General features: G+C 66.5%; 16 protein-coding genes and 1 pseudogene. 2 read left to right on the top strand and 15 right to left on the bottom strand.

Annotated features, from left to right (window positions below; translation table 11 throughout):
• Positions 1-64: 64 nt before the first annotated feature.
• Positions 65-649, bottom strand: coding sequence for a DUF1707 and DUF4870 domain-containing protein (locus AB0B64_RS30485; RefSeq protein ID WP_357941458.1), 585 nt, complete (start codon positions 647-649; stop codon positions 65-67).
• Positions 650-790: 141 nt separating this feature from the next.
• Here AB0B64_RS30485 and AB0B64_RS30480 point away from each other — a divergent pair, with 141 nt between their 5' ends.
• The gene (locus AB0B64_RS30480; RefSeq protein ID WP_357940043.1) at positions 791-1,132 is read left to right on the top strand and encodes a hypothetical protein; all 342 of its coding nucleotides are present in this window, start codon (positions 791-793) and stop codon (positions 1,130-1,132) included.
• 19 nt (positions 1,133-1,151) lie between these two features.
• On the opposite strand, the gene AB0B64_RS30475 is transcribed toward AB0B64_RS30480, so the two are convergent.
• The 9 genes from AB0B64_RS30475 to AB0B64_RS30435 all read right to left on the bottom strand — a co-directional run bounded on the left by AB0B64_RS30475 (position 1,152) and on the right by AB0B64_RS30435 (position 10,355).
• On the bottom strand, positions 1,152-2,282 hold the full coding sequence (locus AB0B64_RS30475) for a Gfo/Idh/MocA family oxidoreductase (RefSeq protein ID WP_357940041.1): 1,131 nt from the start codon (positions 2,280-2,282) through the stop codon (positions 1,152-1,154).
• Positions 2,279-3,058 carry a ThuA domain-containing protein gene (locus AB0B64_RS30470; protein ID WP_357940039.1) on the bottom strand — a complete coding sequence of 260 codons (780 nt, stop codon included), beginning with the start codon at positions 3,056-3,058 and terminating at the stop codon, positions 2,279-2,281. Before AB0B64_RS30470 ends, AB0B64_RS30475 begins: the two co-directional genes overlap by 4 nt.
• Before the next feature lie 24 nt (positions 3,059-3,082).
• Entirely contained in the window at positions 3,083-3,907 is an 825-nt protein-coding gene (locus AB0B64_RS30465) for a carbohydrate ABC transporter permease (RefSeq protein WP_358181437.1), read from the bottom strand.
• A 7-nt stretch (positions 3,908-3,914) separates the two neighbouring features.
• A complete protein-coding gene (locus AB0B64_RS30460; RefSeq protein WP_357940035.1) occupies positions 3,915-4,880 on the bottom strand; it encodes a sugar ABC transporter permease in 966 nt (321 codons plus the stop codon).
• Positions 4,881-4,899: 19 nt separating this feature from the next.
• Positions 4,900-6,156: a sugar ABC transporter substrate-binding protein gene (locus AB0B64_RS30455; RefSeq protein ID WP_358181434.1), complete on the bottom strand. Its 1,257-nt coding sequence runs from the start codon at positions 6,154-6,156 to the stop codon at positions 4,900-4,902.
• Positions 6,157-6,281: 125 nt separating this feature from the next.
• Positions 6,282-7,358 carry a LacI family DNA-binding transcriptional regulator gene (locus AB0B64_RS30450; RefSeq protein WP_358181431.1) on the bottom strand — a complete coding sequence of 359 codons (1,077 nt, stop codon included), beginning with the start codon at positions 7,356-7,358 and terminating at the stop codon, positions 6,282-6,284.
• Positions 7,359-8,035: 677 nt separating this feature from the next.
• On the bottom strand, positions 8,036-8,188 hold the full coding sequence (locus tag AB0B64_RS30445; RefSeq protein ID WP_358181429.1) for a hypothetical protein: 153 nt from the start codon (positions 8,186-8,188) through the stop codon (positions 8,036-8,038).
• Between the two features lie 643 nt (positions 8,189-8,831).
• Positions 8,832-9,287: a hypothetical protein gene (locus AB0B64_RS30440; RefSeq protein WP_358181426.1), complete on the bottom strand. Its 456-nt coding sequence runs from the start codon at positions 9,285-9,287 to the stop codon at positions 8,832-8,834.
• 39 nt (positions 9,288-9,326) lie between these two features.
• Positions 9,327-10,355 (bottom strand): hypothetical protein, encoded by a 1,029-nt coding sequence (locus AB0B64_RS30435; protein WP_358181423.1) that lies wholly within the window; start codon positions 10,353-10,355, stop codon positions 9,327-9,329.
• A gap of 23 nt (positions 10,356-10,378) precedes the next feature.
• Here AB0B64_RS30435 and AB0B64_RS30430 point away from each other — a divergent pair.
• Positions 10,379-10,522 (top strand): annotated as a pseudogene (locus tag AB0B64_RS30430) (transposase family protein); the annotation flags it as partial.
• Between the two features lie 661 nt (positions 10,523-11,183).
• Here the strand turns inward: AB0B64_RS30430 and AB0B64_RS30425 are convergent.
• The 5 genes from AB0B64_RS30425 to ftsH all read right to left on the bottom strand — a co-directional run bounded on the left by AB0B64_RS30425 (position 11,184) and on the right by ftsH (position 16,206).
• A complete protein-coding gene (locus tag AB0B64_RS30425; RefSeq protein ID WP_358181420.1) occupies positions 11,184-12,254 on the bottom strand; it encodes a DUF4192 domain-containing protein in 1,071 nt (356 codons plus the stop codon).
• Between the two features lie 69 nt (positions 12,255-12,323).
• A complete protein-coding gene (locus AB0B64_RS30420) occupies positions 12,324-13,064 on the bottom strand; it encodes an EI24 domain-containing protein (protein ID WP_358181417.1) in 741 nt (246 codons plus the stop codon).
• A 10-nt stretch (positions 13,065-13,074) separates the two neighbouring features.
• On the bottom strand, positions 13,075-13,656 hold the full coding sequence (locus tag AB0B64_RS30415) for a nucleoside triphosphate pyrophosphatase (protein ID WP_358181414.1): 582 nt from the start codon (positions 13,654-13,656) through the stop codon (positions 13,075-13,077).
• A 16-nt stretch (positions 13,657-13,672) separates the two neighbouring features.
• Positions 13,673-14,215 (bottom strand): DUF937 domain-containing protein, encoded by a 543-nt coding sequence (locus AB0B64_RS30410; protein ID WP_358181411.1) that lies wholly within the window; start codon positions 14,213-14,215, stop codon positions 13,673-13,675.
• Positions 14,216-14,244: 29 nt separating this feature from the next.
• Entirely contained in the window at positions 14,245-16,206 is a 1,962-nt protein-coding gene (gene ftsH / locus AB0B64_RS30405; RefSeq protein ID WP_358181408.1) for an ATP-dependent zinc metalloprotease FtsH, read from the bottom strand.
• Positions 16,207-16,237: the final 31 nt, after the last annotated feature.

Genomic DNA, 16,237 nt, shown 5'->3' with positions numbered 1-16,237 from the left:
CGCATTGACGTCAGCCGGCGGCACGAGCCCGAAGCGACAACCCGCTCAGGAGCCTGACCAGGCGTTACTTCACCAGGCGAACCGTCATTGGATAGCGGAACGGGTTCTCCGAGAGCGCCGAAATGCCACCGGCAATGGACAGCACGACCGCCGCCACCCAAATGACGGGAAGAAGCACGACACCGATAATGGTGAACGGCAGCAGGAACGTCGCCCCCACCACCGTGAGCTGGAAGTTCAGGGCCTCCAACGCGTGCCGCCGAATGTAGGGCGAGGTCTTGCCGCCCGTCAGCAGCAGAATCAACGGCCCGATGACCGGGAACCCCACCAGCGTCAGCAGATGAGCCGCCGAAGCCCCGAGCCGTTCGTTGCTCTCCGGCGACGCCTCGGGGCGAGCCGGCGCGGGCATGGGGCGAATCCTGGGGATGGCACTCGTGCCGTACAGCTCCGCCATGATGGGCATCAGATCACCGTGCGTACGCGCGGTCATGGCGCGCTCCAGACGGTCGTCGAACTCGAGCTTGTCGAAACGCCCCTCCGCGTAAGCCGCCTGAACGTGCTCGACCACGTGCTCACGGTCCTGGTTGGTGACGCGCAGGTGAGCCGGCGGCACCTGTCCCGGGCCCCGGTGTGTGGGTACCCCAGCCATAACAGCCATGCCTCTCCTTAGATTCGTGCAGTCTCCCTCCATACTGACCGCCGCACGTCATCATGGCCATCGGGAGAATCCCCGATGTGTCCCCTAGATCACCCCGACGCGCGTGACCGTTTGGCGGTATAAAAAGGACTCATGAGATGGCGAGACCGCTACGGCATTCGGCGGCTGCGCGGTTCCAAAATCGCGAAGTTCGACCGGGAAGCCACTGACGCCGATATCGAGGCCCTCATCGCCTTCGCCAAATCGCGGCGAGGCGTCGAGTTCTTCGTCGAACCCGAAACCTTCGCGACCGACACCACGGCCGTCGCCGTGGCCGACGACGGCGAGTGGACCCGCCGCCGGGTCGGCTCCCCCGCCGTGATCCACAAGGTCGCCCGCGACCTGGCCCTGCCGGTGTACGACGTTCAGATCATGGGCTACCCACCCCGGATGCGTGCGTACAACGAACGGCGGCGTCGCGAGGAGAACCAGTAGCCGTCACAGCCCCCCGTCATCACGTCTCCACCCGCTCGGCGCCGGCCAGCACGTCACGTACCGAGGACCATCCGGCGAGAGCCTCCCGTACGTCCGTCCGGGTCTCCTCCCGCAGCGCCTGCGTGTGGGCCCGTTCGAGCACGTCGTCCAGGCGCTCGATCCGGCCGCTCGTCGCCGACCGCACCGCCGCCTCCACCATCGCCAGGCTCATCACGTTCTCGTGCACCTCGCCGGACGGCGGCTCCCCGGTCCGGAGCGCCCGCGTGAACACCTGCAAGGCGCCGGCGATCCCGGAGTACGGCGGGCCGGCCGGTTCACCGGCGTCCACCTCGGCGTCGAGGACCGGCTCGTGGTCGCCGTCCCAGAGCGCGGTGCCCTTCTCACCGCTGACCCGCCAGCTCCCGTTCCACGAGGTGATGTCGCCGGGACTGCACCAGCTGCCGTTGTAGACGTACCGGGTCCCGCCGTCCATCTCGAACACCACGGTCGCGTTGGCGTCCCCCGCGAACCAGCTCCACGGCGGGTTGTACGACTGGCAGTACGCCGTCACCGGCTCGGCCCGGAGCAGGAAACGCGCCGAGTCGAAAGCGTGGATCGCCATGTCGACGAGCAGCGGGTACGCCATCAGATCGCGAAACCCGCCGAACCGCTCGGACCGGAAGAACGCCGTGCTCACCGTCCCGATCGCGCCGAGCCGCGCGGTCATCCCCCGCAGCGCGGCGAGCTGCGGGTTCCAGCGGCGGGACTGGCTGACCATGAACAGTTCGCCGGTGACCTCGGCCGCGGCGGCCATGGACAGCGCCCGGCTCACGTTCTCCGCGACCGGTTTCTCACCGAGCACCGGCAGACCGGCGAACAACGCCTCGGTGGTCACCGGGTGGTGCGCCTCCGGAATGGTCACGTTGATCAGCGCCTGGGCGCCGGTCTGCCGGGCGAGGGCGACGGCGTCGGCGCCGACAGGGAGGTCCGGCAGGCCGGCTGAGTCGGCGACCTCCCGGGCCAGCGCCACGTTCAGGTCGGCGATGCCGGTGAGCAGCACCTCTGGCGAGTCGGTGACGGTGGACAGCCAGGCCCGGCCCATGCCGCCGGCGCCGGCGATGACCACGCGGAGCGGATCCGCGGGGCTGGAGGGGATCGTCCGAAAGCTCACTGGAGCGGCCCCGTGTAGCCCTTGCCCTGGAAGAACTCCTCGGTGGCGTACCTCAGGAGCACGGGATGGCTCCGCTCCGGCCGGTCGGTGCGGGCCCAGGCGACGCCGTTCGCGATGACCCGGCGCACGTCCTTGTGGTGGTAGGTGGGGTATGCCTGGTCCCCCGGCCGGAAGTAGAAGATCTTGCCGTGGCCCCGGCGGAACGTGCAGCCGCTGCGGAACACCTCCCCGCCGCTGAACGAGCTGACGAACACGAGCTCGTCCGGTGCCGGGATGTCGAAGAACTCCCCGTACATCTCGTCCTCGTCGATGATCAGCGGGTGCGGCACGCCCTTGGCGATGGGGTGCGTGGGGTCGACCGTCCAGATGAGCTCACGGTCGTGCTCGTCACGCCAGCGCAGGGTGCAACTCGTACCCATGAGCTTGGTGAAGATCTTCGACCAGTGCCCGGAGTGCAGCACGACGAGCCCCATCCCGGACAGCACATGCCGGTGGACACGCTCGACGACCTCGTCGGCCACCTCGTCGTGCGCCGCGTGACCCCACCAGGTGAGCACGTCGGTGTCGGCCAGCACCTCCTCGGTCAGCCCGTGCTCCGGGTCGTCCAGGGTGACGGTACGGACGACGCACCCGTCGGCGAGGTTCTCCTCGATGCCCTCCGCGATCGTTGTGTGCATGCCCTTCGGATAGATCTTCGCCACGTGCTCCTCGATCTGCTCGTGACGGTTCTCGCCCCACACCGTCACACGCAGCGGGCCGGCAGTTCCGTTTGTCATGTCGAACCTTTTCTGCTGGGGGATTTACTTGACCGCGCCTGCCGTCGTGCCCGCGGCGACGTAGCGCTGGGCGACGACGAGCAGGACGATGGCCGGGATGGAGGCGAGCACGGCGGTGGCCATGACCGAGCTCCAGTCGTTCACATATGTCCCGATGTAGGTGTAGAGCCCGAGCGTCACCGGGCGCACGTCCTCGGTCGTGGTGAGGGTGAGGGCGAACAGGAAGTCCGCCCAGGAGAAGAGGAAGGTGAACAGGGCGGCGGTGATGAGCGCGTTGCGGCTCATCGGCAGCACGATGGAGACGAACGTCCGGACGTGACCGGACCCGTCGACCCGGCCGGCCTCCAGGACCGCCCGCGGGATGTTGATCATGAACGCGCGGACGATCAGGATCGCGAACGGGATGCCCGCGGTCGAGTCGGCGAGGATCAGGCCCGGGATCGAGTTGAGCAGTCCCAGGTCGTTGTAGGCGGTGTAGAGCGCGTTCGCGATGACGATCCCCGGGATCATCTGCGAGATCAGGATCCCGAAGAGGAACGCGCCCACGAAGCGGATCTTGAACTGCGCCAGGGCGTAGGCCGCCGGCATCGCGATCAGCAGGCTGAACACGACCGAGCCGAGGGCGACGACCAGGCTCGTGACCAGGTTGCGGCCCTGCTGGCCGAGCGCGGTGGCGTAGCCGTCGAAACTGAAGTCGAACGGCAGCCACGGGGTGCCGACCGCCGAGCCGCCCGGCTGCAACGAGACGTTGACCATCCAATAGATCGGGAACAGCAGAACGGCGAGGATGACGATCCCGGCGACAGTGCTGCCCCAGCCGGCCCGGGTGCGCCTTGTGGTGGTGGTCATGACGGCCTCACTCGTCCACGGCACGCCGGTTGGCGCGCAGATAGAAGATGGCGAACACCAAGGAGATCGCGATCAGGATGTTGCCGAGCGCGGCACCCTGACCGAAGTCGAACTGCTGGAACGACAGGTGGTACGACTGCGTCGCGATGGTCTGGCTGGCGTTGGCCGGCCCGCCGCCGGTCAGCGCCAGGATCACGTCCAGCACCTTGATCGTGTAGACCACGCCGAGCACCAGCACGACGCTCACCACCGGGCGCAGCAACGGCCAGGTCACATATCGGAACCGCTGCCAGCCCCCCGCCCCGTCCAGCGCGGCCGCCTCGTACAGGTCCTCCGGAATGTCCTGGAGCCCGCCGTAGAGGATGGTCAGGTTGAACGGGATGCCGATCCAGATGTTCACCATGATCACCGCCACCAGGGCCAGTGAGGTGCTGGTCAGCCAGCCAGGGTGGTCGCTCGCCACTCCGATGGCGGCCAGGAACCGGTTGAGCGCGCCGTTGTCCTTGTCGAGGATCCACCGCCAGACCGCGCCGGAGGCGATCAGCGGGATCAGCCACGGCAACAGCAGCAACGACCGGAGCACACCGTTGAGTGGAAAGCGGCGCCGGAAGAACATCGCCAGGGCCAGACCGATGACGAACTGCGCGGCGATCGAGCCGGCGGTGAACAGGACGGTGTTCAGCATGGCCTTGCCGAACACCGGGGAGGACACCACCGCGGAGTAGTTGGCGAACCCGACCCACGGCGCCTCGCCGGTGTAGAAGGTGCTCGTCGAGTACTCCTGGAAGGCCATCAAGAAGTTCTTGACGATCGGGTAGCCGAAGAACGCCACCATGTAGACCACGGCCGGGGCCAGGAACAGCACCTGCGCGGCGCGGTTCTGGAAGTGGAGCGAGTGCCAGAAGGGGGGTCGGGCATCGATTCCGTCGTCCGCGACGATGGCCGGCGGTGGTTGATCTGTCTGACGCACCATTGTGGACTGTTGTGGGTGCTCAACCATTCTGGGCCGTTTCCAGGGCTTTGGCCGCTGTGGCCTGGCCGGTCAGCGCGGACTGGAACGCGGTGTAGATCTTCGTGGCCGCCTTCGGCCAATCCGCGCCGAGTTCACCGGTGCGGGCCCGCGCCGTCGGGATCTGGTCGACGAATCCGGCCATGTTCGGGTTGCTGGAGCTGAACTTCTCCAGCAGCGCCTTTTTGGTGGGGATGGTCTGGGTGTCCTTGGCGAGGCTGAGCTGGTTGTCGTCCGAGTTGAGACAGGCGATGACCTTGGCGGCCTTGGCCTGCTTGTCCTTGTTCCCGGTCTGCGGCACGGCCCACGTCTCACCGCCGAGCGGCGCGACGATCGGTTTGCCGGCGACCGGTGCCGGGATCGGCGCCACCGCGTACTTGACGCTCTTGCCCTCGGCCAATGCGGGGAACTGCCACGGACCGTTGATCGCCATCGCGGCCTTGCCCGCCCGGAACTGGTCGTTGACGTCCGCCTGGGTCCAGTTGAGAGCGGACTTCGACACCGAACCGTCGTTCATCAGGTCGACCCACAACTGCACGGCCTGCGCGGTCTCCGGCGTCGCGATGTTCTTCTCGTCACCGCCGTTGGACCACATGAACGGCAGGAACTGCCAGGTGCCCTCGTAGTTCGCCGGTGCCGAGAACGCCAGCCCGTACGTGCCGCCGGAGGTCAGCTTCTTGGCCACCGTCCTCAGCTCCGCCCAGGTCTTCGGCGGCGTCACGCCCGCCTTGGCGAGCAGGTCCTTGTTGTAGAACAGCCCGATGGTGTTGGTGATCGGCTGCAGGCCGTAGAGCTTGCCCTTGTAGGTCGAGGCGCTGACCACGCCTTCCACGTACCCGTCGGCCTTGAGCCCGAGGTCGTTCAGCGGAGTGAGGGCGCCACTCTGGGCGATCTGCTGCAGATCGGGGTTGTCCAGCATCAGGACGTCCGGAAGGGTCCGCGAGGACGCCTGCTGGAGCACCTTCTGGATCAGGGTCGCGCCGGGCACCGCCTCGCGCTGGATGGTGACACCGGCCTGCTTGCCGCAGGCGTCGATGGCCTTCTGCCAGACCGCCTTGCTCGGGTCGTTGTTGTAGTAGTCGAGCACCCGCAGGGTCGAGGAGTCGCCGCCGCTGTTGGAGCCGCCGTTCGAGCCGCCGCCGCAGGCGGTGACTGCGAGAGACAGGGTGAACATCGAGGCGAGGGCGGCCTGGGCTCGGCGGGATCGGGAGGAACGGGGGGTGCGGGGGGAGCGGATCATGTCGCGTCCTTTCGGATACGGAAATTTCCGGGTGAATCGATTCGTCGATACGCATCGACGTCGGTTGTACAAGTGTCCGTCGATACGCATCGACGATGCATATCGCTGGCCGAGCCTGTCGGTGATCAGTTGGAGGGAGTAGGCATCACGGTCGTACGCCGGGTGAGTCGTGGCGCGACCAGGTCGATTGCGGGACGTTCCACCCCGGAACTCGGATCGAGTAACCAGAACAGCGTCTCCATCGCGCGCCGGGAGACGTCGCGCGGTTCCACGGAGATATTCGTGTACGGCGGATCGGACTGCTCGGCCCAACGGTCGGAACTGAGTCCGATGAGGGAGATGTCACGACCCGGCACGACGTCCTTCTTCCGCAGTGCGGTCAGCAGCGGCATGATCGCGTCGCTGTGCGGCACCACCACTCCGAGACGCCCGCCGGTCTGCCAGGCGTCGTCGCCGTGCGGCACCACCGCTCGGAGACGCTCGCCGGTCCGCCGGGCGAGGAGCCGATCGGCCGCGGCGGCCTCCTGCCCATGGTCGACCGGTTCGATCACCGTCAACGGAAGGCCGCGCACCTGCGCCTGCCGCCGCACCGATCGCAGGAAGCGGCCGACGTAGTTGAGTCCACGCTCCATCGCCGCGGCCGGGTAACCCACTACGACGATCTCGTCGTGGCCGGTGTCGGCCAGCTCCTCAACCGCCATCCGGGCCGCCGCCTCGAAGTCGAGGTCGACGCAGTGCAGCCCGGCCGGGTCGGCCGGCACACCGATGAGCACCACAGGAACGGACAGCGCGGCGGCCACCGGGACCCGCTCGTCCTGCTCCTCGATGTCCATCATGATGATCGCGTCACACAGGGCCCGTCCGGCGAGACGCCGCAGACCCGCGGAGCCCTCGTCCGCGGTCACGAGCAGAACCTCGTGATCGTGGGCGCGGGCCGAGCTGGCGATGGTCTCGATGAACGGCAGCAACCCGAAGGCATCGCCCCCGGCCCCGAAGCGCACCACCAGACCGACCACTCGGGTGCGGCGTCCCGCGAGAGCCCGGGCGCCGGCGTGCGGCTCGTAGGTGAGCTGTGCCATCGCGTCCAGGACCCGCTGCCGCGTGCGCTCGGAAATGGGTCGCTTGCCGGTCATCACATAGGACACGGTGCTTTGCGAGACACCGGCGATACGCGCGACGTCCTTGCTGGTGAACGCCGCCATGACACCTCCCTGGAGGATTCGTCGATGCGTATCAATCGCAAGTCCCGACAGGCTACGACGTCGGTCGTCCGAGCCACAAGACATCTCCCGGCAACATTTCCGCAATCCGGCCACCTCGTCATGATCAGCTAGGAATCGTGGCGATGGGCTGTCATATGCCCCGGATCGCCGAAAGGCTGGCCTCGCCGTGGGCACCGCTGCGACAAAGGGCCGGTCCTGCCGTGGGCACCCTGCGCCGGCAGGTGGTTCTCTGATTGTGAATCAGCACCGCGCGAAGATCGGATCGCGCAGATACGGCGTCGACGACCCGGAGCGTGCGTTCGACGGTCTGCGCGGCCCCGTGTACGCACGCATCGACCTGGACACCTTCGAACCCACCGTCTTCGGCGCGACCTGGTACCGGAGCCTAACGGCACACAGCCACAGCGACCGATCGACTTCGTCTCCCAGGTGGACGACATCATCGGAGCAGCCATCACCGAATGCGTGCACGTCAACCCCTGCGAGGCCGACATGATCCGCTGACTGGGCGCCGCGCTGACACACTGACGGTCGGCATGTCCTCGCCCTGCCGGTGTATGACGTGCAGATCCTGGGCCGTCCGCCTTGGATGCGTGCGTACAACGAACGGCGGCGACACGAGCTGAACCAGTAGCGACCGGCCCGCTCTGGCAGCACTACGCAGTCCTCATCTCGTCATCGACCGTCTGCCGGGTCGCCGCGATGTCGCCCTCGTAGTCGGCGTCCGGCATCCCTGCGGTTCTGACCAAGGACGCCTTGACCGCCCGTCCGGAGGCCGTGGTTGCGGGACCGGTCACCGCAATCCGCATTTCACCGCTGGTCACCATATTTGTGTCAGCTCGTTTTCCGATGTCAAGGACCGTCGAGAAGCTCCGAGACGGTCCAGTGGCCGTCACCTTCATCGAATCGGATGATCTGACGTCGTAGCTTCCAAGAGCAAACGAAAACCGCCGTCCGTATGGGGGAGGGTGTCGGTCGGGACAGTCAGTGCCAATCGGAAAACTGTGACCGGGCCCGTCGGATCCTCAGGCGGCTTGTGCGACCCGGTGGCATGAGGCACTCATACTCGATGGGGTACCACTTATGATCATGCTTTTGCAGCACTTTCGGTGGCGACGTTTAGACCCAGCTCGCAGAAGTTGCAGGCGCTGGCCCACCTTCGTAACAGCGACACCTGCGCGTGCCTGACCGCCGATCTCACGATTAGCACTACCATGGCCTGGCATTACGTTCACAGCGGGAACACGGGTGCCGCGGGCCAACTGGCGGGGGTTTCGCGCCCCTTCCCCGGCCACGCATGCTCTGACCGTGGGCCGGATAGCCAGCTTGATCCACGCCCTGACCAGCACTGACGTGAGGGCCAACGGGGGCTGCCGGGGGTGAGCGGCACGATCCACACGCCGTTCACGCTATGGCTACGCTCAACGAACTTAGGGTCATCGCATATAACGCTCAATTGTACTCATATACATCTATAACGATAAGAGGCTTTTTCTTGGTTAATATCTTTTCTGCAATCTTAGGATCTGGAGCGGTCTCGGACTTCTCCGGATCGAGGGTGGCGATACTCAAGTGAGCCTTGTCCCACTTGTTTGATTTCATCAATATCTTCACTGGCCGATTCTCGGCCAGAATTTCCCATTCGCGCTTTCGGAGACGTTCGACTGCCGCGTTGAGTGCGTCCTTTGCATCCGCAGCCTCAACATCTACTACCAGCGTGCGCGTAATTTCAATCCCACCGTCTACGGCAGCCTGGCTGCTTGTCTCCTCCACTACAGAGCCGATTCCACGTACATTGTCGAGAACAGCCGGGGCCACCTGAAACGTTCGCGGTGATCCGCATCCTGCAGCTAAGATAATGACCCCGAACAGAGCTAAGGCCAACCTGCCACGTCGGCGTTGCCGCACGAGATCTCCCTTCAGACCCTTGGTAGACCTACATTCAAATCATCTGCTTGTCCAGCATGCAGCGCGACCACACCTCCAGAATTCTTCGACAGATCCATTGCTCCATAGATGTTCCAGATCCCTCTGGCGATTGACAACGCTAGTTGAGTCTTTGCGGTCGAGGTATCCCGTCTCCTTCCAATCCTTATATGTCTTGAACGACAGTAATGGATAACCGCCTAGTGGATTGTCGACCGTTACCCCAGAGCAACCACAATAGGCTTCGGCGGCTTCCCTGTCTGTTAGATTATGCCTGCTGCCATCCTTATTTTCATACCAGACATTCTGCTTCAGATATTCCATCCATGCCGCAGCCAATTGTATGGCCCGAGGTGCATGCAGGAGCTGATTAGTAACCTGTCCGAGCGTTGCCTTCCCCCAGTCCCTTTCTTTGTAGTAGTACTTTATGAGCATCATTCGAGCTTTGTAGATTTCAAGCTGAGTGATACCGACAGACACACCCCAGCCTTTGTAGCCGTCAATCAAATCGTCTTTTGCCTTAGCCGCCTCCGCACCCATTCGACCGGTTCCCTCCCTGGCGTGTGCGCTCTCCCATATGATGACAGCCGCGAGGACGTTTTTATTGATATGGTGATTAGCGGCGGCGGACTCAATATCTCGCCAATATCTCACGACTTGTTCATACGCACCGTAGTACTTGTAGCGAGATGCGGAGCTGCCATTCGGGGCGGCTACCGCGCGACTACCCCCCTGTCCGGCATTGAGCTTCGCCGCAACCTTCTGCATATTTCGCCATTCACCAAGCCTTGAGTCGTGTGGGTTTTCCTTAGCCGCCCTCTCCATCGCTTTGAAACTCTCCAGGCCACCGGCCGACACCCAGCTGAAGGCCAGCTGCTCGTCAGTCATTGTGGGTGACCAGTTGGACATGTATTCGTTCTGTACTTTTTCGCTGGCGAACCAGAAGTTGGGCTGGTCGACGGGTCGGCCGTTGGGCATGATTTTCCAACCCAATCTCTTAAGTTCGTCTTCCCCGGCCCAGAATCTCTTTTCGTTCTCCACCTCGCGCATCCGAAGGTAGCTCGGATCGACAATTGCTTCTCCAGCGCACCCGTGGCACACCCATCAGCTGCCCGGGGTGCGGGCAGCCCTCGACCCGGCTGCACGGACACTACCGGCGGCTGCTCCAGGACCTGCCCGCCGGCGGGCGCCAGGTCCTGATCGATCTCACCGTACGGCGGCTGAAATGCGGGAACCCTGGCGTGCAAAATCCGGACGTTCGCCGAGCCCATCAAGGGCTTGGCCGACCGGCACGCACGAAACACCCGGCTTCTGCGGCACATGCTGGAATGGTTGGCGCTGGCCGGCCGGGCCGCTTCCCGGCTGCTGAGCATGCTCGGCGTCATTGTGTCCCGCGACATCATGATCCGGCTGATACGAGCCCTGCCCGACCCTTAGTTCGCACAGGTCACCGTGCTGGGGGCGGAAGACTGGGCGGAACGGCGCTTGAGAGCGAAATCATCGACACCCAGCACATGCGGGACCCGCCGCGGTGGCAGCGGCAGCCGCATGAGCAATCGCAGTGCCGTGGACCTGTGCACCGCCACAGCCAGGACCGCCGAGAGCCGAGCACCCACCCGACCAGCCATCTCTTTGACCACCGCGCCCAGTTGGCCGGTGAGCCTGCTTGTCCGACGCTGGTAGCGCTCGAGCGGCCCGGGGGGAACGCCACAGACGCACCGTTGTAAGTTCTACAGCCCCAAGATCAGGGCTGGTCAGTAGCCGGACCAGGATGGTTGGCCTGGTCAGGGTCTGGGCCGGTCGGTGCCTGGACTGACCGCGGACGGTCGGGGCAGGTGGGGGCGGTTGGGCTCGGGGCTGGGGTTGGGGTGGATTGGCTTAGGCGGCCGTTTCATGGTCCTCGTCCAGGTTGTTGATCAGGGGGATTAGCCAACCCGCATTGACGGGCCCCATCGCGGTGTCCAACTCGGACGGGGTGGGGAGGCGGTCGAGCAGGGTGGTCGGGTACAGGAGTTGTTGCAGGGCGTGCATGAGCAGGTTGGCCATCGAGTAGCTCGGGTCGGTGGTCAGGGCGCGTTCGAGGGCGATGGTGGCCAGGACGCTGTCGCCCGTGCGCCAACTGGCCATCGCCAGCAGGGACGCGGCCGGTGGGGTGAAGCGTGGCTCCAGGCGGCGGGTGAGGTCTTTCCAGAGGGCGGCGTGGGTGTCGCCGGCGAGGGTCCAGGCTTCGTCGCGGACTCTGATCACCGCCAGGTCGAGGCCCAGTCTGGCCGCTTCAGCGTCGTCCAGGCGGCCACCGGCGGCGTGGGTGGCCAGGGCGGCGCGGACTCTTACCAGGCCCCGGGTGACGAACTGCTGGGCGAACGCGTTCACGTCCGTCGCCTCCATCAGCCGGGCTCGGAACTCGGCGACGGCCTCCGCCGTGGCGCGGCGCATCGACACCCGGACGGGGCCGGTGAGCGGGGCGATGGTGCGTTCCAGGCTCTGGCGGTCGGGCAGGGCCACCAGGCCGTGCACGGTGGCCTCGGCGGCGATCTGGCTGGTCGAGGTGTCGTACGGAGTGCCTTCGGGAGGGCAGCACTGGGGCACGTCGCACACGTACGACCAGTAGCGGCCGCCCTCGGCTCTCAGGGCCTCGTCCACGCCGACACCTACCCGGGCGGCCAGTCGACGGGCCTCGTCCACGGCGGGGGTGACCCGGTCTCCAGTGCCGTAGCCGATCAGGATGATGTGGGTGATGGCCTCACGATGGAACAGCGCCGACAAAGGCTCCAGCGTGCCCGGCGGAAACGGTAGTGGCCAGCGGGTCGCCAGCTTGGCCTGGCCCCGGGCGAGACCGAGCACGATGAGGCTGTCGACCGGGTGGAACCCCACGAGGTAGGGCACCGCGGCGAGGACGTCGGTGGGGCTGGTCAGAGTCAGGCAGGGCTCGGAGGCGTTGGTCGTCATGAGGCATGAGGGTGCCTGAACGGAGGGGGTGTCGAAGGCGCCGAACCGCGTTCTGGGGATAAAGGAACGTCAGGGGGCGGGGGTTGGGGCCAGGCGGTTGCGGACGAACAGGGCCGCCCCCGCCACCCCCGCCGGCATCGCCACGACCGCCACAAAAGGCACCAAGAACAGCAAGAACACCACCACCCCGAACCCCAAGGCCCCCGCCTTGTTCCCCCGCAGCAGCGCGAACCGCTCCTTACGCCCCATCCCCCGCCGCTCCAGCGCCAGCGTCGTCAGCTCCACCGTCAGGAAGAACCCGGAGACCATGGCCCCCAGCACCGGCACCACCGTCTGCCCGACCACCGGCACGAATCCCAGGAAGAACAGCGGCACGGTGAAAAGCAGCACATAGCCCAGCGTCACCAGACTGTCCCTGATGGATCGGGGCAAGGTACGCCACCACGGCTGCTCCTCCACCCCCGGCAGCGGATCCACCGTGGCGGACAGCTTCTCGTAGAACGGCTCCCCGATCGCCAGCGTGAGCGCCGTGAAGGTCAGCACCGCCAGCGCCAGCCCGCCGAGGACCAGCGCGATCCCGATCAGCGTACGGAAGAGGTCCCGCCACCCCCACGTGTCGGCGAACGGCGTAAGAAATTCCGCCATATCCGACGCGTTCGTGCCAAGGAAGATCAACGCCACCACGTACACGACAAAGGCCAGCAGCGCCGGGATCAACCCGAACAGCCACCGCCGGCCATTCTTGGCGACCCAGCCCACCCCCTGAAGGAAGAAGCCAACACCCGCCAAGAAGTCGCGTACTGATCGCATGCCCGGCACGCTAGCGCCAGAACGACGTCACCGCGTAGCCCAGTTCGCCGAAAAGGTTGCGGATCAGCGGCAGCGAGATGCCGAGCACGTTGCCGTGGTCACCCTCGATGCCCTCGACGAACCAGCCGCCCCGCCCCTCGATGCTGAACGCCCCGGCCAGGCCCAGCGGCTCGCCCGTGTCAGCGTAGGCGGCTATCTCCTCGTCGGACGGCCGGCCGAAGTGGATCACGGTGGTGGACACCTCGGCCACCTGCCGGCCGGCGGGTACGTCGATGACGCAGTGGCCGGTCACCAGGCGTCCGGTCCGGCCGCGCATGATCCGCCACCGCTCGAGCACCTCCTCGGCCGTGGCCGGCTTGCCGTACGGCCTGCCGTCGAGCTCCAGGATCGAGTCACAGCCGATGACCAGGCCCTCGTCGAGCCCGCTCGCGACCGCCGACGCCTTGGCCTTGGCCAGCTCAAGAGCGAGCGCGGCGGGCGAGTAGGCGGAGTATGACTCCTCGTCGACGCCGCTGACGATCACCTTGGGGTCGAGTCCGGCGCTGCGGAGCAGGGCCAGCCGGGCAGGGGACGCTGAAGCCAGGATGATCACCGCACCAGCTTACCGTTCAGCGGTCGAAGTTCGGCTGGCCGGGTACGTCCATGGAGTCCCCATCGAAGATCGCGCCGAGCAGCTCGGCCAGCTCGGTGGGGAGGGTGGCGCTCTCCTGGTTCAGGGCGTCGGCGACGGCGGCGGCCTCCATCCGCCCGCGAGTCGCCCGCCCGGCCAGCAACGACATGATCATGGGCGCGATCAGCGGCAGCAACCTCATGATCGTGCGGCCGTCGACCCCCACCAGCCGTGACAAGCCGTCGGCCGCCTGCTCGGTGCCCTGCCCGCCGAGTACGTGCCCCAGGATGCTCTGCCCGTCACGCGACAGCGACGCCACGTCGCCGTTGAACGGGTCGGCGTCCACATGGTCGTCGAGGGCGGCGCGCAGCGCCTCCGCACCTTCAGGGTGCGCGGCGTTGCGCGCCAGGCCGCCGATGATGGTGCCGGACACCGTCGTGAGCACGATGCGGGCCGTTACGGTGTCCGTACCGAGCAGCCCGGCGACCTCCTCCAGCCCGGCATCGCCGAGCTCTGCGAGAAGCTCGTCGTTGAGTGTCACATCGGAGACCTGCCCGGCGCGGCCTCAATTTACGTTACGGGCTTGCCCAAGTCCCCGGAAAGCCCGGCCGCGGCGTAGGCGCTCGCCTCGTCCAGCGTCTCGTGCTCCAGCAGGGCCGCGACGATGGCGTCGAGCTTGTCGCGGTTCTCGCTGAGGACACGCAGCGCGCGCTCGTAGCACTCGTCCACGATCCGCCGCGCCTCCTCGTCGACGGTGGCGAGCATGGCGGGCGAGGCCTGCGGCGGCTGACCGTCGCTGGGCAGGATGGTCAGCGGCCCTACCTTCTCCGACATGCCCCAGCGCCCGACCATGCCACGGGCGATCATGGTGACCTGCTCCAGGTCGTTCTCGGCGCCAGTGGTGATCACGCCGAACACCACCTGCTCGGCCGCCATCCCGCCGAGCGCGCCGGTGATGCGCCCACGGAGATACTGCTCGTCGTAGGCGTAACGATCGGTGTCGGGCGTCGACAGCGTGACGCCGAGCGCCCGCCCGCGCGGGATGATCGAGATCTTCCTGACCGGGTCGGCGCCCGGCTGCAGCATGCCGAGCAGCGCGTGGCCGGCCTCGTGGAAGGCGGTCCTGGTGCGCTCCTCCTCCGGCATCACGATGCTGCGCGCCGCGCCGAGCTGCAGCTTCTCCAGCGCGTCGGCGAAGTCGGCGATGCCGACCTTCTCCTTGCCGCGCTTGGCGGCCAGGAGCGCGCCCTCGTTGACGAGGTTCGCCAGGTCGGCGCCGGTCATGCCGGGCGTGGTCTTGGCGATCTGGTCGAGGCTGACCTCGCCGTCGAGCGGCACGCTCCTGCTGTGCACGGCCAGGATCGCGGTACGGCCGGCGGCGTCGGGCAACCCCACCTGCACCGTACGGTCGAACCGGCCCGGCCGCAGCAGGGCCGGGTCGAGGATCTCCGGCCGGTTCGTGGCCCCGATGACGATGACGCCCTCGACGCCGGAGAAGCCGTCCATCTCGGTGAGGATCTGATTGAGCGTCTGCTCGCGCTCGTCGTGCCCCCCGATGCCGCCGGCGCCGCCCCTGGCCCGGCCGATGGCGTCGATCTCGTCGATGAACACGATCGAGGGGGCGACCTTGCGCGCCTCCTCGAACAGGTCGCGTACCCGCGACGCGCCCACACCGACGATCATCTCGATGAACTCCGAGGCGCTGGCCGAGAAGAACGGCACGTTCGCCTCACCGGCCACGGCGCGGGCCAGCAGCGTCTTGCCGGTGCCGGGAGGACCGGCGAGCAGCACGCCCTTGGGCAGCTTGGCGCCGAGCCTGCGGTATTTGTCGGGGTCCTTCAGGTAGTCGACGACCTCGACGAGCTCGTTCTCGACCTCGTCGATGCCCGCCACGTCCGCGAACGTGGCCCGCATCTGACCCGCTTCGACCGGCTTGGCCGCCTTGGACCGGCCGAGGCCGCTCAGCCCGCCGCCACCCATCATGCTGGCGCCGCGGCGCATGACCCAGATCCAGAGCCCGGCCAGCAGCAGGACGGGGAGCAGGGAGAGCAGCAGGTTGACGAAGAAGCCGCGCCCGCTGTTGATCGGGTCGGCCTTGATGTCGACCCCGTTGCTCTCCAGCTGCTGGTAGAGCTGGTCGTTGTTGGCGAAGGCGGGGATCTCCGTCTTGAACTTCGTGTACGACTTGTTGCCGCTGTCGGGATCCTTGGCCGCGGCCCGCAGATCGCCCTCGACCGACAGACCCGTGGCGTAGATGTCCTTGACGTTCTTCGAGGTCACCTGCTTGGTGAACTCGGTGTAGGACACCGTCTCGACCGAGCCGGAGTCGAAGAAGGACGAGACCAGGAAGAACGCCGCGTACACGACGAGCAACGTGACGACGAAGCGCCACCAGTTGATCTTCGGGCGACCACCGCCGGACGAGCCGGGCAGCCCTTCCGCCCGCCAGGGCGGCTTGGGCTTGTCTCTGTCAGGCGCCTGCGGCTGTCCCGAGCGATTGTCAGGCGCCTTCGGCTGACCTGGGCGTTCCACGGCGTCACTCCCCCATATCGCCGTACATGAT

The sequence above is a fragment of the Nonomuraea sp. NPDC049129 genome, assembly GCF_040648495.1.
Lineage (GTDB): Bacteria > Actinomycetota > Actinomycetes > Streptosporangiales > Streptosporangiaceae > Nonomuraea.
Note: the sequence above shows the minus strand (reverse complement) of the source record. Positions and strands in the feature narration are given on the sequence as shown.